The sequence below is a fragment of the Acidovorax sp. Root219 genome, from assembly GCF_001428665.1.
In the GTDB taxonomy this organism is placed as follows: Bacteria; Pseudomonadota; Gammaproteobacteria; order Burkholderiales; family Burkholderiaceae_C; genus Acidovorax.
The window spans coordinates 177,426-198,181 of the sequence record NZ_LMIJ01000046.1; the positions used below are offsets into that span (position 1 = coordinate 177,426).

A 20,756-nucleotide genomic window follows, 5' to 3' on the forward strand; every position below is an offset into this window, starting at 1 on the left:
TGTTGTGGTTTTGAATGAAAGAAAGCGGAACGCGGCCGATCCTCGGCCGCGGAATCAGGTGACCGGTGCGGGGTTGAAGAGCACCAGCGCGTTGTGCAGCTTCCACTGCTCGGCCCAGGTCTTCTTGCGGCCGCTGGCCACGTCCAGCATCAGTTGGAACATCTCCCAGCCCACGTCGGCAATCGTCTTCTCGCCGGTGGCAATCGTTCCGGCGTTGATGTCCATCAGGTCGTGCCAGCGCCGCGCCAGGTCGTCGCGCGTGGCCACCTTGATGACGGGCACCTGGGCCAGGCCATAGGGCGTTCCACGGCCGGTGGTGAACACGTGCAGGTTCATGCCCGCAGCCAGTTGCAGGGTGCCGCAAATGAAGTCGCTGGCGGGCGTGGCCGCGTAGATCAGGCCGCGCTGCCGGAGCTTCTCGCCCGGCGCGATCACGCCCGAGATCGGCGAGCTGCCCGACTTGACGATGGAGCCCATGGCCTTTTCCACGATGTTGGACAGGCCGCCCTTCTTGTTGCCTGGCGTGGTGTTGGCGCTGCGGTCCACGCGCCCGCGCTGCAGGTAGGCGTCGTACCAGGCCATCTCGCGGATCATGGCCTCGGCCACCTCGGGTGTAGAGGCACGGGAGGTGAGCTGGTCGATGCCGTCGCGCACCTCGGTCGTTTCGGAGAACATCACCGTGGCGCCCGCGCGCACCAGCAGGTCGGTGCAAAAGCCCACGGCCGGGTTGGCGGTGACGCCCGAGAACGCATCGCTGCCGCCACACTGCACGCCCACCACCAGTTCGCTGGCGGGAACGGTCTCGCGCCGGCGTGCGTTCAGGCGTTCCAGGTGCAGCTCGGCCTGGCGCAGGATGGAATCGACCATGGACATGAAGCCCACGTGCGCATCGTCCTGCAGGCACACCACGTCAAGTGGTGTTTCGGCGCTCGTACCCGTATCGGCCACGTTGCGCTCGTCCACCAGGGGAATGCTGCCGGGCGGCAGCAGGCGCTCGGGCTGCAGCTTCTCGCAGCCCAGGCTGACCACCATCACCTCGCCGCCGAAGTTGGGGTTGAGCGAGATGTTGCGCAGCGTGCGGATGGGGATGATGGCGTCGGGCGCGTCGATGGCCACGCCGCAGCCGTAGCTGTGCTCCAGCGCTACCACGTCGTCCACGTTCGGAAAGCGCGGCAGCAGTTCGGCCTTGATGCGCTGCACGGCAAAGTCGGTCACGCCGGCCACGCACTGCACGGTCTGCGTGATGGCCAGGATGTTGCGCGTGCCCACCGAGCCATCGACATTGCGGTAGCCCTCGAAGGTATAGCCTTCCAGGGGTGGCTGCGGATCGGGCTTGACCGTGGCGATGGGCAGGCCTTCGAGCTCGCGCGCCTCGGGCATGCGCAGCAGGCGCTCGTGTACCCAGCTGCCTGCGGGGATGGGTTTCAGGGCATAGCCGATGGGCACGTTGTAGCGGCGCACCTCGCCGCCTTCGGCAATGTCCACCAGCGCCACCTTGTGCGCCTGCGGCACCTTGTCCACCAGGGTCAGGCCCGAGGGGAATACGGTGCCCGCGGGCAGCCCCCCGTCGTTGGCGACGATGGCGACGTTGTCGCGCTCGTCCATCTTGATGTGCAGGGGTGGCCGCGCCGGGGTCGTGGTGGATGCGGTGCTATTGGTCATGGGTGTTCTCGGTGCTGTTTTTCTCAATCTACCGCAGGCGCATCAGGGGCGCTGTCCGACTTCTGCGGTCTCGCGCGTCCAGGCGCGCGCCTGCTCGCTCAGGCTCAGGCCCAGGCCGGGGCGCGTGGGCACGAGCATGCGGCCTTCCTTGATCTCCAGGCGCTCGTTGAACAGCGGCTCCAGCCAGTCGAAATGCTCCACCCAGGGCTCGGTGGCATACACGGCTGCCAGGTGTACGTGCAACTCCATCGCGAAGTGCGGGCCCAGGCTCAGGCCCGCGTGCTCGGCCTGCGATGCGATCTTGAGGAAGGGCGTGATGCCGCCCACGCGCGGGGCATCGGGCATCAGGTAGTCGGCCGCGCGGTGGCGGATCAGCTCGCCATGCTCGGCGGCACTGGTCAGCATCTCACCCGTGGCAATCGGCGTGTCGAAGGTGGCGGCCAGTGCGGCGTGGCCTTCGAAGTCGTAGGCGTCGAGTGGCTCCTCGATCCATACCAGGTTGAATTCTTCGAAGATGCGGCACATGCGCTGGGCCGTGGGGCGGTCCCACTGCTGGTTGGCGTCCACCATCAGCGGCACCTGCTCGCCCAGGTGCTTGCGCACGGTCTCCACGCGCGTGATGTCCAGCGCCCGGTCGGGCTGGCCGACCTTGAGCTTGATGCCGCCGATGCCGCGCTCGATGGAGGCGCCCGCGTTCACCACCAGTTGGTCGATGGGTGTGTGCAGAAAGCCGCCGGAGGTGTTGTAGCACTGCACCGAGTCGCGCTGCGAACCCAGGAGCTTGGACAGTGACAGCCCCGCACGCCGCGCCTTCAGGTCGTACAGCGCCACGTCGAAGGCACCGATGGCCTGGGTGGACATGCCGCTGCGCCCCACCGAGGCACCGGCCCAGCACAGCTTGGTCCACAGGCGCGAGATGTCGCTCGGGTCCTCCCCTATCAGCGCGGGCGCGATCTCCTTGGCGTGGGCGAACTGCCCCGGCCCGCCCGCGCGCTTGGAATAGCTCAGCCCCAGGCCCTTGTGGCCGTCCCTGGTTTCGATCTCGGCAAACAGCATCGCGATCTCGGTCATCGGCTTCTGGCGGCCGGTCAGCACCTTGGCGTCGCTGATCGGGTTGGCCAGCGGCAGGTAGCACGAGGAAACGCGGACCCAGGCGATGGAGTCGTTGGCGGCGGAGGGGGTGGAGGCAGTCATGGGCAGGAACTGAGGGATAACAGGAAAACAGGAGCCCCAAGGCTGCGCCTTGGGGCGTGGGGACATCAATCAATAGAAATTTTTCCGGTCTCGATCACCGTCTTCCAGCGCGCGTACTCCTTCTTCTGGAAGTCCGCGAACTGGGCCGGGGTGCTAACCACCATCTCAAAGCCGATGCCGACGAACTGGTCCTTCACCTTCGGGTCGTTCAGCGCCTCGGCAAACGCGGCATGGGCCTTTTCGCGCACGGCGGGCGGCAGGCCCTTGGGCGCGACGATGGCCTGCCAGGAGGTGACCTCGACGTTCTTCACGCCGGCTTCGGTCAGGGTGGGCACATCGGGCAGCACGGGCGAGCGCGCGGCGCTGGTGACGGCCAGGGCGCGCATCTTGCCGCCTTTGATGTACTGCACCACCGAGTTGACGTTCTGGAACGAGGCATCCACTTGCCCGCCCATGATGTCGGTGTGCGCCGGGGCGCCACCCTTGTAGGGCACATGGATGGCGGTGGTACCCGTCTGCTGCCAGAACAGCTCGGCCGTCAGGTGGTCGCTGGAGCCGTTGCCCGCCGAGGCAAAGGTCAGCTTGCCGGGGTTGGCCTTGAGGCTGGCGATCACGTCGGCCACCGTCTTGAACGGCGAATTGGTGGGCACGACGAGCACGTTGGGCGACTGCACGGCCACGGTGATCAGGTCGAAATCCTTGAGCGCGTCGTATTGCATGCCCTTGAGCAGGTGTGGCGTGATGACCAGCGGACCGAGCGACGTGACCAGGAAGGTGTAGCCATCAGCCGGAGCACGCTTGACGAAGGTGGCGCCGATGGTGCCCGTGGCCCCGGCCTTGTTCTCCACCAGGAAGGACTGCTTGAACTTGTTGGTGAGCAGCGGGCCCACGGCGCGCGCCACTTGGTCGGTGGAGCCACCGGGCGGGAACGGCACGACCAGCGTCACCGACTTGTCGGGCCAGGTCTGCGCGTGTGATGCCAGGGCCGCCAGGCCGATGCACAGGGCGGTGAGTGTCTTTTTCATGCGTTGTCTCCTTCTTTATGAAAATGGTCCCGATGGCCTGCCCGCGCAGTTGCTGCGGCCTTGGGTGGAACGGTCTGACGGCGCAGTCCAAAATGACAACGTTGTCATTTCACTGCCAGAGCAGCATGGTCAGCGATTTTTGTATGTTGGTTTGTCGCACCCACCAGCTGCTGATTGCCGCAGTCCGGCGCAAATGATATCGTTGTCATTTTGAGCCGTCAACCCGATTCAGACCAGGGTTTGCCCGAAGAAGACAAGCCTGCCAGGGCCACAAACCACCGCCCGCACGCCCCATCGGCTCGGCCAGCGAGAGCCCCTACCCGTCGTCATCGCACTACGCGCCACCTTGCCAGTGCCGGGCATCCCCGGATTTTTGGTAGGGTATGGCCCCACTCACCGCTCCCTTGTCATCGCCCGCCCCATGAACATCCCCTCCCCTCACAAGCCCGTCACCCTGCACGACGTGGCCAAGGTCGCGGGCGTGTCGCTCATCACTGCGTCGCGCGCGCTGGGCAACCCGGGCGTGGTGTCGGACAAGACCATCGCCAAGGTGCGCGAAGCCGTGGAGGCCACGGGCTACATCCCCAACCTGCTGGCGGGGGGACTCAAGTCCAAGCGCAGCCGCATGGTGGCGGCCATCGTGCCGGCGCTGTCGGTATCGCAGTTCTTGCCCACCGTGCAGACCCTCACCTCGGCGCTGGCTGCGGGCGGCTACCAGGTCATCGTGGGGCAGACCAACTACGACGCCGAGCGCGAAGAGGCCGTGCTCAACACCATGATCAGCCGCCAGCCCGACGGCATCGTGATGACCGGCCTGGTGCAGTCGCAAAAGGCACGCGACCGGCTCAGGCGATCCGGCATACCCGTGGTGGAAACCTGGGACCTGAGCGACCGGCCGGTGGACATGGTGATCGGTTTTTCGCACCTCAAGGTGGGTGGTGCCGTGGCCGGCTACTTCCTCTCGCGCGGATGGCACAAGGTGGGCATCGCCACCGGCAGCGACCACCGCGCCATGCTGCGGCGCGAAGGCTTTCTGGCCACCCTGGGACGTGACGACGTACCCACCGCCGTGGTGCCCGCCCCCAGCAGCCTGGCCCTGGGCCGCCGCGCGCTGGCAGAGTTGCTGGACAAGGAACCGGGCCTGCAAGCCGTGTGCTGCAGCTCAGACACCCTGGCCCACGGCGTGCTGGTGGAGGCCCAGGCACGCGGCCTGCGCGTGCCCGAGGATCTGGCCGTGGTGGGCTTCGGCAACGCCGAGTTCGGCGCGCACATGCTGCCGTCGATCAGCACCGTGCATGTGGATGGCCCCGAGATCGGCCGCCTGGCCGCGCAGCTCATCATGGCCCGCTGCAATGGCGAGGCGGTGGCGCAGCCCATCGTGGACCTGGGGTTTCGGCTGATCGAGCGGCGCTCCACGTCGGTGGACGCGGCTTAGCCGCCCGCGCTGCGCCCCAGGCGCACGCCAGCCAGCAAGGCCAGCGCCACGCAGGTGGCTCCCGCCCCCACAAGAAAGGCCGTGCCGATGCCGAACCAGTGCGTCGCCATGCCCACCACCGGCCCCGTCACGCCCAGCGCAATGTCGGCAAAGGCGATGAAGTTGCCCACCGCACGGCCGCGCTGCTCAGGCGGCACCGAGCGCGTGGCCAGCACGCCCATGGCCGGGAACACGAGCGAGAAGCCCAGGCCGGTGAGCGTGGCGCCCAGCACGGCCATGGCAGGGCTGACCGCCTGCCAGATCAACACCTGGCCCACGGCCTCGAAGGCCAGCGAACACACGGCGACAGCCGTGGCACCCAGGCGGTCCGGCAGACCCGAGCCCACCAGGCGCACGAGGATGTAGGCCGCGCTGAAACCCAGCAGCGCCGTGCCCGCATGGGCCCAGCCGTGGGCCGCGTAGTTGAGGGTGAGGAACGCAGCCATGGCTGCATACGGCACGGTGGCCAGCGCCAGCACCAGGCCCGGCCGCCAGATGAGGCCCAGCACGCGGTGGAACGGCACGCGCTGCTGCCCGCCCGAGGCGGGCACGGCCGGCAGCCGCAGCGCAATGGCCCAGGCCAGCAGCGGTGTGATCAGCGCGAGCACGCCCACGCCGGCAAAGCCGAAGGATGGCTGCACCGCCAGCCCCAGCGGTGCGCCCAGGCCGAGCGCGGCATAGATGGCAATGCCCACCCAGGACATGACGGAGCCCGTGCGCGCCGACCCCACGCGCGCAATGCCCCAGCTCATGAGGCCGGTGAGGAACAGGCTTTCACCGAGGCCCGCCACCAGCCGGCCGAGGATCAGCACGGCCAGGCTGGTTGCAGCGCCCAAAGGCAGCACACTGGCCAGCACATACGCCAGCCCCGAGCAGGCCGTGAGCGGCAGGCCCAGCAACACGGCAAAACGCGGCCCGCGCTGGTCGCACAGCGTGCCCGCCTGGTGGCGCGTGAGCAAGGTGGCCAGCGACTGCAGGCCGATGGCCCAGCCCACGGTGGCCGCGCCAAAGCCCAAGTGGTCGCGCACCTCCAGCGCCAGGGCGCCGAGCGGAATGCTGATGGACAGAAAACCGAGGAAGACCGCCAGCACCACCGGTGCCAGCGCCGCGAACAAGGCAGGCGCAGGTGCAGAAACGGACCCGAGCGGGCGAACTACGGAAGAAGCGGAGGGGGATGGAGAAGAAGAATGCGAAATGCGTGACGTCATGGAGAGCGCGCCTTTAAAACGCCGAGACACGCCCTTACTGGGCTCCTCTCGACAAAGGACGCGTTGGATGACGGTAACGCTTACGACAGGCTGGCTGGCAGCTGCGGGGCGGATTATGGCGTGGTGTTTCGCTGCCCGTCAACCGCACCGGAGAAAAATATTTCCCGATGCTCCGGCGGACCTGCACGCGGCCAGGCTCAGCCGCGAACGGCCTTTTCTATCGCTGCGACATCGATCTTTCTCATGGGCATCATGGCCTGGAAGGCACGCTTGGCCACCTCCCCACCCTGGGCCATGGCATCGGTCAGCACACGCGGGGTGATCTGCCAGTTGATGCCCCAGCGGTCCTTGCACCAGCCGCACTGGCTCTCCTGCCCGCCGTTGCCGACGATGGCGTTCCACAGGCGGTCGGTCTCGGCCTGGTCGTCGGTGGCGATCTGGAACGAGAAGGCCTCGCTGTGCTTGAACTGTGGGCCGCCGTTCAGGCCGATGCAGGGGATGCCGGCGACGGTGAATTCCACCGTCAGCACATTGCCCTTCTTGCCGCCGCCCGGGAAATCCGATGGTGCCTGGTGCACAGCGGTCACCTTGCTGTCCGGGAAGGTCTGGGCGTAGAAGTTGGCAGCGGCCTCGGCTTCGCTGTCGTACCAGATGCAGACGGTGTTCTTGGGCATGGGCATGCGGTGTCTCCTGAGATGGATGGGTGTAAGCAGGAACACGAAGCAAAGCAGCCCCTGCGCGGATCGAACGCCGGCCAGTGTGTCGCGTTCGGTGCCAACCCGCAAGGCAGTGCCTGTAGGACGCCACCGCGACACTGCGCGTCTTTGCATTTGATCGGATTGGCACAGAATGCGATTGGCGCCGCACCCTTTGAAAGTACCCCGGAACCTAGACTTTGCGCACACCAACCACCGGGAATCGACATGCCTTTCAACACCGCCACCCCATTCACCGTGCACAGCCCCGACATGGCCGATGGCCGCGTGGCCCGCGCGCAGTTCGCCAGCGCCATGGGCGGCCCGGGAGACAACCTGTCGCCGCAGATCGAATGGCAGGGCGCGCCGGCCAGCGCGCAGAGCTTCATCGTCACCCTGTACGACCCCGACGCACCCACCGGCTCGGGCTGGTGGCACTGGGCCGTGGCCAACCTGCCGGCCAGCACCCGCGCCTTGCCGCGCGGCGCCGGGGTGGCAGGCACCGGCGCCCTGCCCCCAGGCGCCGTGGAAATCAACACCGATATGGGCGTGCCCGGCTATGTGGGGCCCCTGCCCCCGCCCGGCGAAGCGCACCGCTACGTGATCACCGTGACCGCGCTCGACGTGCCGCAGCTGGACCTGCCGCCCACGGCAACCCCGGCGCTGCTGGCCTTCATGGCCGGCGCCCACACGGTGGGCAAGGCCAGCTTCACCGCCATGGGCGCACGCTGATCGCGGTATCGATGAACCACAGCCCCATGCGCACACGCCCCGCTGCACCCGACGGCGCAGCCCCGGCCCGCAGCATCCACGCCTTGCCCGGCGTGGGCATGGCGGCCCACGTGCTGCAGGGGCGCGGGCTGGAGATACTGCGCATGCGCATGGACCAACCCGCGCTGATCCTGGTCGACCAAGGCACCAAGACCGTGCGCGCCGAGCGCGGCGCCACGGCACGCGCCACGCCCGGGCAGGCCATCGTCATCGACGGCCAGCAGACGGTGGACTTCACCAACGCCGTGCCCCGCGGGGTGGACCACTACGAGGCCCGCTGGCTGGTGTTCGACACCGCCTTGCTCGAAGACCCCTACTACCTGGCCCGTGCTGCGCAGGCCGAGCGCTCCGGCACAGCGAGCGCATCGGTGCGCCGGGTGCCCCAGGTGGCACCAACGCTGGCCAACGCGTTCGAACGCGCCGCCCAATCCTTGGCGCCGGACCAAGCCCTGCCCGCCTACGTCGCGCGCCAGCGGGTGCTGGAGGTGCTGCACTGGCTGCTGGAGCAGCACGGCATCGCCGTGCACGCCCCACCAGCGAATCCCGGCGTATCGGTCAGGGTGCGCGCGCTGATCGCGAGCCGGCTCAACGCCGACTGGACCGCCGGCCGCATCGCCAGCGAACTGGCCGTGTCCGAAGCCACGCTGCGCCGCCGCCTGGTCGCCGAAGGCGCATCGCTCACCCAATTGCTCGTGGACGCGCGGATGGCTACCGCGCTCACGCTGCTGCAGGCCACGGCGCAACCGGTATCGTCCATCGCGCTGTCGGTGGGCTATGAATCACCCTCGCGCTTTGCCGTGCGGTTTCGCCAGCGCTTTGGCTTTGCACCCACGGCCGTGCGCGGCCATGAGCGCGGGGCCCACTGATCCCTTTTCCAAACTACCAACCAACCACTACCCCATGCTCAAGATCCACCACCTCGGCCACTCTCAATCCGAACGCATCGTCTGGCTCTGCGAAGAACTGGGCCTGCCCTACGAACTGGTGCACTACACGCGCGACGCCGTCACGCGCCTCTCGCCGCCCGAACTCAAGGCCCTGCACCCGCTGGGCGCCGCGCCGGTCATCGAAGACGGTGGCCTGCTGCTGGCGGAGTCGGCCGCCATCGTCGAATACATCATCGCCAGGCACGGCGGCGGGCGCCTCAAGCTCTCGCCGGAGCATGCCGACTACGCGGCGTTCCTGTACTGGTTCCACTTCTCCAACGGCAACCTGATGCCCGTGCTGGGCCGCATGATGGTGGTCAACCGCGCCCAGTTGCCGGTGGACCACCCGGTGCAGCAGAACGCGCAGGTGCGCCTCGACCGGGTGCTGGCGCTGGTGGAGGCACGCCTGGGCGAAGTGCCCTACCTTGCGGGCCAGGAGTTCACGGCCGCCGATGTAATGAGCGTGTTCTCGCTCACCACCATGCGGCTGTTCCAGCCACTGGACCTTGCGCCGTACCCGAACATCCGCGCCTACCTGCAACGCATCGGTGCGCGGCCTGCGTACCAGCGCGCGATGACGAAGGGGGATCCGGATCTGGTGCCGATGCTGGAGTGAGTTGCCACAAAGACGAGATCGATAGCAGGGTTCGGGGACCCACGCTCTTGCAATCCTGTCTATTGCTTTGTTGGCCTTACATACACAATCGCGTCCAACATAGCGGCGCGCGCCCTCCAGGCTTTTGCATCTGTAGGATCTGCCGGACATTCCTCGTTCCACCACGGTGTTAGCAAGATGGTCTTAACCACCGTGTCCCAATAATCTTCTGGAGAGTCGAGTGCATTTTTCTGCACGCCAAGCTGCCTAGCTAATTTTTCCCGATTGGCACTTGTCACTGGTACGAAGTAGTCCGGCCTTTTCAAACAGGCAAGCCTCGTAGCTCCTCCGATACTGATACCGCCTTTTTCGCCGGCCGCCGCCAAAAGAGCTTTCCAATAGGCAAGCCAATTCTCTCGATTGGGAGGGATATCGCTTGGAATGAAGTCCAAAGCGGCTACTAACTCTTCGGGCGCCTCCTCAACCAGACGCGCATAAGAGTGTCCAAATCGTCTTGCGGCGGTCATCTCGCCGAAGAAGTGCCAGTCGATATCACTCCCTCCCTTTGATCTTTCCATGCTAATGCCCGCGATTCGCTGGCGGTCCTTGAGAAGCAACTTCAAAAAGCCTCCTGGTTGCCGCATTAATTCCTGTACCCGCTCCAACATAGCAAGCCGACGACCACGGCCATGCTCGTCCTCTTCATCAACTTTTTTAAGCCACTGCTCCCATTCCATGTGGATAGGCGCTTCCCTACGATGCTTCTCATCAATTCGGACCGGTTCGTCCATATATAGATCATCGACATTTTTCCGCTGACTCAGAGCCGCCCGATGACTCGCACGGTAGCGACTGATAAACGTATCAGTCGGCACAATGCAAGGGCCCTTGGCCTCTTGAGCAATGAACTCTTGCAATATGCGAATCGCAGGATCTCCCTTGTCAAAGTCTGACGCAGTACTCAACTCAACGTTGCTATTAAAAGCTCCGCGAGTCATGTTATGGCTGCCGATGATGGCCGTGTATCGGTCGTCATGCTCAAACAAGTACAGCTTAGGATGGAACAGCGGACCCTTGGCACTACGAAAAAAAGCCCAGTTCTTGTTGGCCAATTGCTCGATGCAACCAGGAGCCGTGAGCGAGCCATGCGTTCCAATGACAACGCGTTGGAGCTTTTCCTCTTGGCGTAGAAGCTCAGTGAACACTGTATTCTCTGTAGCCCAAGCCACAGCGATCCACACACGCCGGGAGGTTTGAAGCTGATGAACAACGGTTCTGGCCATCGCCCCTGCTTCGCTCAAAACTCTAACTGATTTCACGGTTGCCCCCCTCTCTTCAATATGTCAAGAGAGTGTATCGAGTACCGGTCAAGAGCCGCACAGTCCCGCAGCTCACGAGATCACAACCGCCCCTTCGCAAACACCTCGATCCGCTGTGCCGTATCCGGATCCGCAAAGCACGCATTCGCCGCCTTGCTCTCTGCAAGCAGTGCCTCTTCAATGCGCGGCCCCAGGCCCGATGTGAGCACGCGCTTGAGCCGCGCGGTAGCACCAGCCGACCGCGTCGCCACCTCGGCCGCCAATGCCATCGCAGTGGGCAGCATCTCAGCCGCCGGTACCACGCGGTTGACGAGCCCCAGGGCCTTCAGATCCGCAGCGCTCTGGCGCTCGCCCAGCACGATGAGTTCCATGGTGCGCTGATGGCCCAGGATCTGGGGCAGCAGGTGGGTGACGCCACCGGTGACGAAGTGGCCCAGCGCCATTTCGGGGAAGAAGCAGACCAGCGTGTCGGCCGCCACCACCAGGTCGCAGTTAAGCACCCATTCGAAGCCGCCCCCCACGGCATAGCCGTGCACGGCACCGATGACGAGCTTGGGGCCGAACATGATGTCGCGCGTGATCTGCTGGATGCGCTCGCTGTGCTCGGCGATGGTGGCGGGGCTTTCGGACTGCTCGGCAAACTCCTTGAGGTCGTCGCCTGCGCAGAAGGCGCGGCCGGCGCCCGTGAAGACGATGGCGCGCGTGGCGGGCTCGTTCTGAGCGGCCTGCAGGGCGGTGTGCAAATCGACCAGCAAAGTACCGCTGATGGCGTTGAGGCGCTCGGGGCGCTGCAGGGTGACGATGCTGACGGCGCCTTCAACGGTGTGGGTAGCAAAGCTCATGAGAAGGGGTCTTTCTACGGCAATAGGACTTGGCTGGGGTGCACCGCAGCATGGCATGCGCTTGAATTGAACGCACGCGGTGCCAAGGCGCATACAACATGCGCCAATATGCCAGACGGTGCGCGCCAGCGGCCGTCGCCTCTCCCCCCGGCTACTACTTCGCCACGTAGTCGTGCGCGGTGTGCAACGGCTCGGCGGGTTCTTCGGCCGCCACGGCGGTGTTGGCGCCGGGCACCGCCTTGCGGGCGAACAGGGTGTACATGGTGGGCACGACGAAGATGGTGAGCAGCGTGCCCAGCGACATGCCGCCCACGATCACCCAGCCGATCTGCGAGCGCGTTTCGGCACCGGCGCCCGAGGCCAGGGCCAGCGGGATGGCGCCGAGCACCATGGCGCCCGTGGTCATGAGGATGGGGCGCAGGCGCTGGGCCGAGGCCTTGACGAGCGCGTCCACCATCTCCAGGCCCTGCTCGCGCAGCTGGTTGGTGAACTCCACGATCAGGATGCCGTGCTTGGTGATCAGCCCCACCAGCGTGATCAGGCCGATCTGCGAATACACGTTGAGCGAGCCCCCGCTCCACTTGAGCGCCAGCAGCGCACCGATCATGGACAGCGGCACCGAGACCATGATCACCAGCGGGTCGATGAAGCTCTCGAACTGCGCGGCCAGCACCAGGAAGATGAACACCAGCGCCAGCAGGAAGACGATGCCCAGCGCGCCCTGCGAGCTGCGGAACTCGCGCGAGGTGCCGTTGAGGTCAGTGGTGTAGCCGGCCTTGAGCACCTTGGCGGCCGTGCTGTCCATGAAGGTCAGGGCCTCGCCCAGCGAATACTCGGGCGACAGGTTGGCCGTGATGGTGGCCGAGCGGCGCTGGCCGAAGTGGTTGAGTTCGCGCGGGCTCACGCTTTCCTTGACGTTGACCAGGCTGGAGAGCGGGATCATTGCGTCGTTGCGGCCGCGCACGTAGATGCTGTCGATGTTCTCGGGAGTGGTGCGGCCGCTGGCCTGGGTCTGCACGATCACGTCGTACTGCTCGGAGTCGCGCTTGTAGCGCGTGACGGTGCGCCCGCCCAGCATGGTCTCGATGGCCTTGGCCACCACGTCCACGCTCACGCCCAGGTCGGCGGCGCGGTCGCGGTTGACGGCGATGCGCAGCTCGGGCTTGTTCAGTCGCAGGTCGGCCTCGGGGGAGACGATGCCTGGGTTCTTGGCGATCTCGGCCATCATGGCGTTGGCCACGGCGTTGAGGTTCTCGTAGCTGTCCGAGGTCTGGATCACGTAGGTGAGCGGGCGCGCACGGAACGGCTGGCCCAGCGAGGGCGGCGTGATCAAAAAGGCATTGACGCCCGGCAGGCCGACCACCTTGGGCTGCAGCTCGCGCACCAGGTTGAGCGTGCTGCGCGAGCGGTTCTCCCAGTCCACCGTGCGGTAGATCACGCTGCCCTGCGCCACCGTGGGGTTGCCGATGTTGGCGAAGATGCGGTCGAACTCGGGGTAGTCACGGCCCACCTTTTCGAGCTCCAGCGCATAGCGGTTGGTGTAGTCCAGCGTGGCGCCGTCGGGTGCGGTGACGTTGACCAGGATGGTGCCGCGGTCTTCCAGCGGCGAGAGCTCCTGGCGCATGCCGGGGTAGACCAGCACCAGCGCGGCGCCGCTGACCGCCATGGCCAGGATCACCAGCCAGCGCGCCTGGAACAGCACGCCGCGCACGCCGCCACCCTTGCCGCCCCAGCGTGCGGTGACGATCCAGCGCAGCAGGCGACCATAGGCGTCCGACAGGGCCGTGAGCCAGCGCTCCATGGAGCGGTCGAACCAGTTGGGCTTGGGGTTGTGCTTGAGCAGCAGCGAGCACATCATGGGCGAGAGCGTGAGCGCCACGAAGCCCGAGACCACCACGGCGCCGGCCAGCGCCAGCGCGAACTCGACGAACAGGCGGCCCGTGCGGCCGGGCGTGAAGGCCAGCGGCGCATACACGGCCACCAGGGTCAGCGTCATGGCGACGATGGCAAAGCCGATTTCGCGTGCGCCCTTGATCGCGGCCGAGAACGGATCGAGCCCCTCCTCGATGTGCCGGTAGATGTTCTCCAGCATCACGATGGCGTCGTCCACCACCAGGCCGATGGCCAGCACCAGGGCCAGCAGGGTGAGGGTGTTGATCGAGAAGCCCGCCAGCGACATCAGCGCAAAGCTGCCCACCAGGCTCACCGGGATGGTGACGATGGGGATGATGGAGGCGCGCGCCGTGCGCAGGAAGACGAAGATCACCAGCGCCACCAGCACCACGGCCTCGGCGATGGTGGTGTAGACGCTCTTCACCGAGCGGTCGATGAACAGAGAGTTGTCGTTGGCGATGTCGATAGCGATGTCGGGCGGCAGGTCGGCCTTGAGCGTGGGCAGCATGGCGCGCACGCCGGCCGACAGCTCCAGCGGGTTGGCCGTGGCCTGGCGGATGACGCCCAGGGAGATGGCCTCGCGCCCGTTCAGGCGCACGCGGCTGCGGTCGCTGGCGGCGCCCTCCTCCACCCGCGCCACGTCGCGGATGCGCACCGGAAAGCCGTTGACGGTGCGAATCACCACGTTCGCGAACTGCGCCGGGCTGGCCAGGTCGGTCTGCGAGGTGACGCTGAATTCGCGCTGCTGCGACTCGATGCGGCCGGCGGGCAGCTCCAGGTTGTTGCGGCGGATGGCGTCTTCCACGTCCTGCGTGGTCAGGCGGTAGCCGGCCATGCGCTCGGGGTCCAGCCACACGCGCATGGCGTAGCGGCGCTCGCCGTATATGGGCACGTCGGCCACGCCGGTCACGGTCTGCAGGCGCGGCTTGACGATGCGGTTGAGCAGGTCGTTGATCTCCAGCGGGGTGCGGGTGTCGCTGCTGAAGGCCAGCCACATCACGGGCGAGGCGTCGGCCTCGACCTTGGCGATCACGGGCTCGTCCACCGCGTCGGGCAGGCGGTTGCGCACGCGGGCCGTGCGGTCGCGCACCTCGGCAGCGGCATTGTCGGCGTCTTTCTCCAGGCGAAAGCGCACGCTGATCTGGCTTTGCTCGGCGCGGCTGATGGAGGTGATCACGTCCACCGCGTCGATGCCGGCGATCGAGTCTTCGAGCGGCTTGGTGACTTGCGACTCGATCACCTCGGCCGAGGCCCCCGCGTAGCGCACGCTGACGGTGACCACGGGCTCGTCGATCTTGGGGTATTCACGCACCGACAAGCGTGTGAAGCTCACCGCCCCGACCAGCAGCACCAGGAGCGACAGCACGGTGGCCAGCACCGGCCGGCGGATCGAGAGTTCAGCGAGTTGCATGGCAGTACGTCAGCAGGGAGCGGTGAAGAGGGCTGCAGGCGGCTCAGGCGGGCTTGCCCGGCAGCACGGGTGCCGAGCGGCCCGAAGAGGTGCCCGCCACCTGGCAGGGGTTGGGGCCGGGCAGTGGCTCCACCAGGGCGGCGACCGGCGCCGCAGCGGGTGCCGATGCGGTGACGGGGGCCGCAGTTGCGGCCTTGCCCACGGAAAGTGCGGCGGACGCCGGCGCATCGGCCATGGGGGCAGCCCCCGAAGCCGCACTCGACGTTGCGCGTGCCGGCCCGGCGGCAGCGCCTCTGCCAGCCTCCGGCTGGCCCAGCACCACCACGCGCACGGCGGTGCCGTCGCGCTGGATGCGCTGCTGCCCTGCGGTGACGACCAGGTCGTCGGCGGCCAGGCCGTCCACCACCTCCACCAGGCCAGGGGCGCGCGCCCCCAGCGTCACGGCGGTGCGCTGGGCCACGCGGGTGCCGGGCTCCTTGCCTTCGATCACCTTGTAGACGAAGGCGTTGCTGCCCTCGGGCACGATGGCCTCCTCAGGGACCACCCGGGCGTTCGCGCGTTCGGAGAACACGGTAGTGACACGCGCGAACATGCCGGGGCGCAACTGCAGGCGGCGGTTGTCGATGCAGCCACGCACGGCCACGGCACGGCCGTCGGCGTCGATCTGCGGGTTGATGGCCTGGACCACGGCGGCGTAACGCACGCCGGGCAGCGCATCGAACACCACGCGCGCCGTCTGGCCGGTGCGCACCTTCCCCTGCAGGCGCTCGGGCAGGCGAAAGTCCACGTACACCGCGTCCAGGTCTTCCACGTTGACGATGTCGGCGCCGTCCTTGAGGTAGTCGCCCACGTTCACGCCGCGGATGCCGGCAATGCCGTCGAACGGCGCCAGGATGCGCAGCCGCGAGGCCGTGGCCTGCGACAACGAGAGCTTGGCCTGGGCGACTTCGAGGTTGGCGGCGCTCTCGTCGACCGAGCGCTGGCTGATGAAGCCCTGGGCCACCAGCTCCTGGTTGCGCTTGTGGTTGGCCTGGGCGATGGACAGCTCGGCCTGGCTTTGCTGCACCTGGGCGCGGGGCAGCTGGTCGTCGAACTGCACCAGCACCTGGCCCTGGCGCACGCGCTGGCCGTCGGTGAAATTGAGCTGGGTGATGCGCCCGCTGACCTCGGGGCGCAGCACCACGCTGCGGCGCGAGCGCAGGCTGCCCACGGCCTCGGCATCGTCGCGCAGCGCCATCTGGCGCACGGACGTGGCCTCCACCGCCACAACCCGGCCCGCTCCGCCCTGCCCGCCCGGCCCCCGCGCGCCAGCCGAGGGGCCATTGCCCCCTGCAGGTGTGACTGCGCCGTCCGCCTTGGGCGGCGCCGCAGGGCGCTGAAGCCACCATGCGCCCCCCGATGCGGCAGCGATGCCGGCGACAGCAACAACGATGTAACGGGTTTTGGACGCCATGGATCAGCAGCAGTGAGATCGGTAAAGCCCGGGCGCGGGCAATCCGCCAATGTATCAGTGTGTATCCAAACCTGCAGCCCCCGGCTACTTAAGGGGTGGGGGATTGGAGACATTCAACCGCCGCCCCAGTCTCCCGCGTGGTCTCAGCCGCGGCCCAGCGCCTTGTCCACGCCCTTGTTGGCCAGTTGGTCGGCGCGCTCGTTGCCCGGATCGCCCGAGTGGCCCTTGACCCAGCGCCAGTCGATGCGGTGGCCGCCGTTGGCGACCAGGGCGTCCAGGCGCTGCCACAGCTCCACGTTCTTCACCGGGGCGTTGCTGGCGGTGCGCCAGCCGCGGGCCTTCCAGCCGTGGATCCACTCGGTGATGCCCTTGCGCACGTACTCGCTGTCCAGGTACAGGGTGACGGCGCAGGGGCGCTTCAAGGCGGCAAGCGCCTCGATCACGGCCAGCAGCTCCATGCGGTTGTTGGTGGTGCCCAACTCGCCGCCGAACAGCTCCTTCTCCGATGTGCCTGCGCGCAGCAGCACGCCCCAGCCACCAGGGCCGGGGTTGCCCTTGCAGGCACCGTCGGTGTAAATCACGACCTCGTTCAAAATGGATTCCTGTTCTTCTTCATGTTCATGGTCATCAGCGCCGGTGCGTAGCGCCCGGTGGCGAGGGGGTGCGGTGCGCCACGGGCACGGTGGCTGCGTTGCGCTGGCGCGCGGTGCGCCACGCGGGCTCCAGCAGGCGCATGCCGTGCACGCGCTTGACGGCCACCAGGAAGTACCCGGCGCCGAAAATCGGCCACCACTTCTCGCCCAGCGGGTCCAGCCAGCCAAAGCGCTCGATCCACTGGCTGCTGCGCACCGCAGGACAATAACAGCCAAACCGGGCCGATTCGACCTCGAAGCTCAACAACCGCAACCAGTCGCGCAGGCGGCGGTAGCCGATGAACTCGCCCACGTCGGGCAGGTAGAGCGAGCCGCGGCCGAAGCGGCCGTACAGCCGCGCACGCCGCTGGCGCAGGCCCCACAGGCTCATGGGGTTCAGGCCGCTGATGACCACGCGCCCTTCGGGTACGAGCACGCGCGCCACTTCGCGCAGGGCGGCGTGGGGGTCGATGCTCAGCTCCAGCGTATGGGGCAGCACCACCAGGTCGAGGCTGGCTTCGGCAAATGGCAGGGCCACCGGCTCGGCCAGCAGCGCGATGGCCTGGCGCGGCGTACCATCCTCGCGCAGGCCGGGCTCGGCGGCCAGGCCCCCCTCGCCCACGGCCTCCTGCCCCAGCGCCAGCCATTGGTAGGGCATGCGGTTGGCACGCAGGCCGTCCAGCAGGGGCATGCCCAGCTGCACGGCGTGGTAGCCAAAGAGGTCCGCCACCGCCTCATCCAGGCGGGCTTGCTCCCAGGCCAGCAGGTAACGGCCGGGCGGGGAATCGAACCAGTGGTGCAAACCTATAATTTGATCGCTCATGAACCTGCTACCGCTGCCCGCCTTTGCCGACAACTACATCTGGATGCTGCACGACGCACGCCAGGCCATTGTGGTCGACCCGGGAGATCCCGCACCGGTACAGAAGGCTTTGCACGACCTGGGACTGCGATTGCAGGCCATTCTAGTCACGCACCACCACAACGATCACGTCGGCGGGGTGGACGTGCTGCGCGAGGCCACGGGCGCCACCGTTTACGGCCCGGCCCGCGAGAAAGTCCCCGAGCCGCTGGTGCGCCTGGCCGCTGGCGACAAGGTGGACGTGGCCGGCCTGCACTTCACGGTGCTGGACGTGCCGGGCCACACGGCCGGGCACATCGCCTACTACGGTGCGGACATGGGGGGCACGCCGGTACTGTTCTGCGGCGACACGCTGTTTTCGGGCGGTTGCGGGCGCCTGTTCGAGGGCACACCGGCGCAGATGCTCGACTCGCTCGACCAGCTGGCGGCCCTGCCCGGCAACACCAGGGTGTGTTGTGCGCACGAATACACACTCTCGAACCTTAAATTCGCGCGTGCCGTGGAACCCGGCAACCAGGATCTGGTCCACTACCTCGGCTGGTGCGAAGCACAGCGGGCGCAAGGCCTGCCCACCCTGCCATCGAACATTGCGCAAGAGCGCAGTATCAACCCCTTCCTGCGCGTGCGCGAAGCCGAGGTGCGCGAAGCAGCGCAGCGGTTCGACCTGCAGGCAGATCAACACGACGCAGTGGCCGTACTGGCGGCACTGCGCCAATGGAAAAACGAGTTTCGATGAAAATTGTGCACATCGCGTGCCTGGCCGGCATGCTCTGGCTGACCGGCTGCGCCACCACCGGAACCGACACCACCGTGGCGGGCGGCGCGTCCGACGGCCCTGCCACCCCCACCAACAACAAGGCGCCTGCGCGCCCCGCGCACACGCCGCTCATCCCGAACGGGCCGCTGCAGCCCATCATGGCGGTGAACACCTTCAACGGCGGCGGCGTGGCATCGCTCTCGGCCCCGGCCGACCTGTGGGACCGCATACGGCGCGGCTTTGCCATGCCCGACCTGCAGCACGAGCTGGTGCAGGACCGCGAGCAGTGGTATGCCACGCGGCCAGACTACATCCAGCGCATGACGGAGCGCTCGAGCAAGTACCTGTTCCACATCGTCGAAGAACTGGAACGCCGGGGCATGCCGACCGAGCTGGCGCTGCTGCCCTACATCGAGAGCGCGTTCAACCCCCAGGCGGTGTCGAGCGCCAAGGCGGCGGGCATGTGGCAGTTCATGCCGGCCACGGGCAACTATTTCGACCTCAAGCAGAACGCCTTTCGCGATGACCGGCGCGACGTGCTGGCATCGACCCGCGCAGCGCTCGACTACCTGCAGAAGCTGCACGGCATGTTCGGCGACTGGCACCTGGCCCTGGCCGCCTACAACTGGGGTGAAGGCAGCGTGGGCCGCGCCATTGCGCGCAACCAGAAGGCGGGCCTGGGCACCAGCTACACCGACCTGAACATGCCGGCCGAGACCCGGCTGTATGTGCCCAAGCTGCAGGCGGTGAAGAACATCGTGGCCAACCCCGATGCCTTCAAGGCCGAGCTGCCGCTGATCGAGAACCACCCCTACTTCCAGACGGTGGACATCACCCACGACATTGACGTGGCGCTGGTGGCCACGCTCTCGGGCATCCGCGAGGACGATTTCCGCGCGCTCAACCCCTCGTACAAGCGCCCCGTGATCCTGGCGGCCGGCACACCGCAGATTTTGCTGCCCTGGGACAATGCCAAGGTCTTCCAGCGCAACCTGGAAGCGCGCCGCGAAGGCCAGTACGCCAGCTGGACGGTATGGTCCGTGCCCACCACCATGACGGTGGCCGATGCCGCCCAGCGCACCGGCATGAGCGAGAACGACCTGCGCGCCATGAACAACATCCCGCCGCGCATGCTGATCAAGGCCGGCTCGGCACTGATGGTGCCGCGCTCGGTGACCACGCGCGAGGACGTCTCATCGCACCTGGCGGACAACGGCCAACTGGCATTCGCCCCCGAAATCGTCACCCGCCGCACCACGGTGCGCGCCCGCAAGGGCGAAACCGTGGCCAGCGTGGCCAAGCGCTACAACCTGAGCACCAGCAACGTGGCCGACTGGAACGACGTCAAGGCCAGCGCCGCCTTCAAGCTGGGCCAGCAGATCGTGGTCTACCTGCCGGTGCGCGCCGCGGTGGCAGCTGCCACCCAGGTGCGATCCTCGAACGTGCGCAACGTGGTCCAGGCCCGCGGCAAGCAAAGCGCAGCCAAGGCCCCGGCCTCAGCCCCCGCCAAGCGCGGCGGCACGCCATCGAAGGTCAAGAAGCGCTGAGCTCCAGGGGTTGGGGCTTTTTGCCAGACGGGGCAGCCCCACTCTCACGAGTTGCTGAAAAAGCTTCCTGGCTAGGCGCCTCGTCGCAGACAGTACTGAAAGTACGGCAAGACGAGGCAACGACGCCAGGGAGGTTTTCTCAGCGGCTCACCCCCCTCAGAGCTTGAGGGAATGCATGCCCATCAGTCCTAGTACTCCCATGACGATGAGGTAGATGGCCACAATGGTGCTGAGCAGGCGCGGCATGACGAGGATGAGGATGCCCGCGATCAGGGAGACGAGCGGGCCGATGCTGAGGGAGAATGCCATGGAGAAATCCTTGGTGGGTAGGAAGTTGGTGTGCCGAGCCTACGGCAAACCGGATGCCGGCCAATGTAAGCCATCTTCCCGTCCCGAAAGCGCAGAAGGCGCTTGATGCGCAGGCAGTCTCATACGGATTTGCATTCAATCGTATAACTAGGCGGGAAGCCGCAGACAGTGCTGTAGCACG

General features: G+C 66.9%; 18 protein-coding genes. 6 read left to right on the plus strand and 12 right to left on the minus strand.

Translation table 11 applies throughout. The features are described 5' to 3' along the window. Positions 1-54: 54 nt before the first annotated feature. The 3 genes from garD to ASE28_RS29360 all read right to left on the minus strand — a co-directional run bounded on the left by garD (position 55) and on the right by ASE28_RS29360 (position 3,881). Positions 55-1,662, minus strand: coding sequence for a galactarate dehydratase (gene garD, locus ASE28_RS29350; RefSeq protein WP_057269579.1), 1,608 nt, complete (start codon positions 1,660-1,662; stop codon positions 55-57). A 42-nt stretch (positions 1,663-1,704) separates the two neighbouring features. Then, entirely contained in the window at positions 1,705-2,856 is a 1,152-nt protein-coding gene (locus ASE28_RS29355) for a mandelate racemase/muconate lactonizing enzyme family protein (RefSeq protein WP_057269580.1), read from the minus strand. Between the two features lie 65 nt (positions 2,857-2,921). Then, positions 2,922-3,881 carry a tripartite tricarboxylate transporter substrate binding protein gene (locus ASE28_RS29360; RefSeq protein WP_057269581.1) on the minus strand — a complete coding sequence of 320 codons (960 nt, stop codon included), beginning with the start codon at positions 3,879-3,881 and terminating at the stop codon, positions 2,922-2,924. Positions 3,882-4,302: 421 nt separating this feature from the next. Between ASE28_RS29360 and ASE28_RS29365 the strand changes: the two genes are divergently transcribed. Beyond that, positions 4,303-5,316, plus strand: a complete 1,014-nt coding sequence (locus ASE28_RS29365; RefSeq protein WP_057269582.1) for a LacI family DNA-binding transcriptional regulator — start codon at positions 4,303-4,305, stop codon at positions 5,314-5,316. Here the strand turns inward: ASE28_RS29365 and ASE28_RS29370 are convergent. Further along, positions 5,313-6,563, minus strand: a complete 1,251-nt coding sequence (locus ASE28_RS29370) for an MFS transporter (protein ID WP_235516245.1) — start codon at positions 6,561-6,563, stop codon at positions 5,313-5,315. The genes ASE28_RS29365 and ASE28_RS29370 overlap by 4 nt on opposite strands. Positions 6,564-6,760: 197 nt before the next feature. Next, positions 6,761-7,243, minus strand: a complete 483-nt coding sequence (locus ASE28_RS29375) for a VOC family protein (protein WP_200961171.1) — start codon at positions 7,241-7,243, stop codon at positions 6,761-6,763. A 243-nt stretch (positions 7,244-7,486) separates the two neighbouring features. Here ASE28_RS29375 and ASE28_RS29380 point away from each other — a divergent pair, with 243 nt between their 5' ends. The 3 genes from ASE28_RS29380 to ASE28_RS29390 are packed head-to-tail and all read left to right on the plus strand — an operon-like array spanning position 7,487 to position 9,571. Further along, positions 7,487-7,990, plus strand: coding sequence for a YbhB/YbcL family Raf kinase inhibitor-like protein (locus ASE28_RS29380; RefSeq protein ID WP_057205714.1), 504 nt, complete (start codon positions 7,487-7,489; stop codon positions 7,988-7,990). A 26-nt stretch (positions 7,991-8,016) separates the two neighbouring features. Continuing rightward, entirely contained in the window at positions 8,017-8,895 is an 879-nt protein-coding gene (locus ASE28_RS29385; protein ID WP_057269584.1) for an AraC family transcriptional regulator, read from the plus strand. Positions 8,896-8,929: 34 nt separating this feature from the next. After that, a complete protein-coding gene (locus tag ASE28_RS29390; RefSeq protein ID WP_057269585.1) occupies positions 8,930-9,571 on the plus strand; it encodes a glutathione S-transferase family protein in 642 nt (213 codons plus the stop codon). Between the two features lie 59 nt (positions 9,572-9,630). Here the strand turns inward: ASE28_RS29390 and ASE28_RS32400 are convergent, their stop codons facing one another. The 6 genes from ASE28_RS32400 to ASE28_RS29415 form a co-directional block, all read right to left on the minus strand. After that, a complete protein-coding gene (locus tag ASE28_RS32400) occupies positions 9,631-10,755 on the minus strand; it encodes a hypothetical protein (RefSeq protein WP_235516246.1) in 1,125 nt (374 codons plus the stop codon). Positions 10,756-10,949: 194 nt separating this feature from the next. Then, on the minus strand, positions 10,950-11,711 hold the full coding sequence (locus ASE28_RS29395; protein WP_057269586.1) for an enoyl-CoA hydratase/isomerase family protein: 762 nt from the start codon (positions 11,709-11,711) through the stop codon (positions 10,950-10,952). A gap of 154 nt (positions 11,712-11,865) precedes the next feature. Then, positions 11,866-15,015: an efflux RND transporter permease subunit gene (locus tag ASE28_RS29400; protein ID WP_057269587.1), complete on the minus strand. Its 3,150-nt coding sequence runs from the start codon at positions 15,013-15,015 to the stop codon at positions 11,866-11,868. A gap of 43 nt (positions 15,016-15,058) precedes the next feature. Further along, complete coding sequence (locus tag ASE28_RS29405; RefSeq protein WP_057269588.1) at positions 15,059-16,468, minus strand: efflux RND transporter periplasmic adaptor subunit; 1,410 nt, start codon at positions 16,466-16,468, stop codon at positions 15,059-15,061. Positions 16,469-16,611: 143 nt separating this feature from the next. Further along, complete coding sequence (gene rnhA / locus ASE28_RS29410) at positions 16,612-17,061, minus strand: ribonuclease HI (RefSeq protein ID WP_057269589.1); 450 nt, start codon at positions 17,059-17,061, stop codon at positions 16,612-16,614. 34 nt (positions 17,062-17,095) lie between these two features. Further along, complete coding sequence (locus ASE28_RS29415; protein ID WP_057269590.1) at positions 17,096-17,923, minus strand: class I SAM-dependent methyltransferase; 828 nt, start codon at positions 17,921-17,923, stop codon at positions 17,096-17,098. On the opposite strand from ASE28_RS29415, the gene gloB reads away from it, so the two are divergent. Further along, positions 17,922-18,698, plus strand: coding sequence for a hydroxyacylglutathione hydrolase (gene gloB / locus ASE28_RS29420; RefSeq protein WP_057269591.1), 777 nt, complete (start codon positions 17,922-17,924; stop codon positions 18,696-18,698). The two genes, ASE28_RS29415 and gloB, sit on opposite strands and share 2 nt — an antisense overlap. Next, on the plus strand, positions 18,695-20,266 hold the full coding sequence (locus tag ASE28_RS29425) for a transglycosylase SLT domain-containing protein (RefSeq protein ID WP_057269592.1): 1,572 nt from the start codon (positions 18,695-18,697) through the stop codon (positions 20,264-20,266). Before gloB ends, ASE28_RS29425 begins: the two co-directional genes overlap by 4 nt. A gap of 156 nt (positions 20,267-20,422) precedes the next feature. Here the strand turns inward: ASE28_RS29425 and ASE28_RS31725 are convergent, their stop codons facing one another. Then, complete coding sequence (locus tag ASE28_RS31725) at positions 20,423-20,575, minus strand: DUF3096 domain-containing protein (protein WP_082604393.1); 153 nt, start codon at positions 20,573-20,575, stop codon at positions 20,423-20,425. Positions 20,576-20,756 lie beyond the last annotated feature (181 nt).

Excerpts from the sequence above, each read along its gene's own strand:
- garD (WP_057269579.1), bottom strand. The coding sequence starts at position 1,662 with ATGACCAATAGCACCGCATCCACCACGACCCCGGCGCGGCCACCCCTG.
- ASE28_RS29355 (WP_057269580.1), bottom strand. The coding sequence starts at position 2,856 with ATGACTGCCTCCACCCCCTCCGCCGCCAACGACTCCATCGCCTGGGTC.
- ASE28_RS29360 (WP_057269581.1), bottom strand. The coding sequence starts at position 3,881 with ATGAAAAAGACACTCACCGCCCTGTGCATCGGCCTGGCGGCCCTGGCA.
- ASE28_RS29365 (WP_057269582.1), top strand. The coding sequence starts at position 4,303 with ATGAACATCCCCTCCCCTCACAAGCCCGTCACCCTGCACGACGTGGCC.
- ASE28_RS29370 (WP_235516245.1), bottom strand. The coding sequence starts at position 6,563 with ATGACGTCACGCATTTCGCATTCTTCTTCTCCATCCCCCTCCGCTTCT.
- ASE28_RS29375 (WP_200961171.1), bottom strand. The coding sequence starts at position 7,243 with ATGCCCATGCCCAAGAACACCGTCTGCATCTGGTACGACAGCGAAGCC.
- ASE28_RS29380 (WP_057205714.1), top strand. The coding sequence starts at position 7,487 with ATGCCTTTCAACACCGCCACCCCATTCACCGTGCACAGCCCCGACATG.
- ASE28_RS29385 (WP_057269584.1), top strand. The coding sequence starts at position 8,017 with ATGCGCACACGCCCCGCTGCACCCGACGGCGCAGCCCCGGCCCGCAGC.
- ASE28_RS29390 (WP_057269585.1), top strand. The coding sequence starts at position 8,930 with ATGCTCAAGATCCACCACCTCGGCCACTCTCAATCCGAACGCATCGTC.
- ASE28_RS29395 (WP_057269586.1), bottom strand. The coding sequence starts at position 11,711 with ATGAGCTTTGCTACCCACACCGTTGAAGGCGCCGTCAGCATCGTCACC.
- ASE28_RS29400 (WP_057269587.1), bottom strand. The coding sequence starts at position 15,015 with ATGCAACTCGCTGAACTCTCGATCCGCCGGCCGGTGCTGGCCACCGTG.
- ASE28_RS29405 (WP_057269588.1), bottom strand. The coding sequence starts at position 16,468 with ATGGCGTCCAAAACCCGTTACATCGTTGTTGCTGTCGCCGGCATCGCT.
- gloB (WP_057269591.1), top strand. The coding sequence starts at position 17,922 with ATGAACCTGCTACCGCTGCCCGCCTTTGCCGACAACTACATCTGGATG.
- ASE28_RS29415 (WP_057269590.1), bottom strand. The coding sequence starts at position 17,923 with ATGAGCGATCAAATTATAGGTTTGCACCACTGGTTCGATTCCCCGCCC.
- ASE28_RS29425 (WP_057269592.1), top strand. The coding sequence starts at position 18,695 with ATGAAAATTGTGCACATCGCGTGCCTGGCCGGCATGCTCTGGCTGACC.
- ASE28_RS31725 (WP_082604393.1), bottom strand. The coding sequence starts at position 20,575 with ATGGCATTCTCCCTCAGCATCGGCCCGCTCGTCTCCCTGATCGCGGGC.